At 75.9% G+C, this 644-nt stretch carries 1 protein-coding gene and 1 pseudogene; both read right to left on the reverse strand.

Features of this window, described 5'->3' with window-relative positions; genetic code table 11:
- A pseudogene (locus ACYVE9_RS29895) lies at positions 1–224 on the reverse strand (D-beta-D-heptose 1-phosphate adenosyltransferase); the annotation flags it as partial.
- Positions 217–644 (reverse strand): D-sedoheptulose-7-phosphate isomerase (locus tag ACYVE9_RS29900; RefSeq protein ID WP_461030995.1); only part of this gene is annotated, 428 nt, incomplete at its 5' end. The gene ACYVE9_RS29900 and the pseudogene ACYVE9_RS29895, both read right to left, overlap by 8 nt.

A 644-nucleotide genomic window follows, 5' to 3' on the forward strand; every position in this document is an offset into this window, starting at 1 on the left:
GCCGCGACCAGCGTCACGTCGCGCCCGCCGAGCGCCGCCAGGTAGGCGGCCAGGGCGGCCCCGCCGGGCCGCAGCCGCTCCTCGCAGTCGGACACCACGGGGACCGGGGCGTCCGGGGCGAGGCGCTCGCACCGCCCGACCAGGTCACGGTCGAGCAGCGCGTCACCGATCACCACCAGGGGCGCTGTCCCGCTTGCTTCCAGGGCCGCCGCGCGTTCAGGCATCGTGGTGGAGCACCTCCAGCTCGGCGTCGAAGGCGGCGCACATCATGTGCACGGCCACCAGGTGGAGTTCCTGCACGGTGGCCGCGGAGTCGGCGCTGACGCTCAGGGCCTCGTCGCAGCCGGCTGCCAGCGGGTTGGGCACCGGGCCGGTCAGCGCCCACACCGCCATGCCGGCCTCCCGTGCCGCTTCGGCGGCCGGGAGCAGGTTGGCGCTCGCGCCGCTGGTGGACAGCAGCACCAGCACGTCACCGCGCCGCCCGTGCGCCCGCACCTGGCGGGCGAACACCTCGTCGACGCCGTAGTCGTTGGCGATGGCGGTGGTGGTGGACGTGTCGGCGTGCAGCGCCAGCGCGGAGTAGGCCGGCCGGTCGTCCCGGTAGCGGCCCACGAGTTCGGCCGTCAGGTGCTGGGCCTGGGCGG

It is taken from the genome of Streptomyces sparsus (assembly GCF_054776295.1).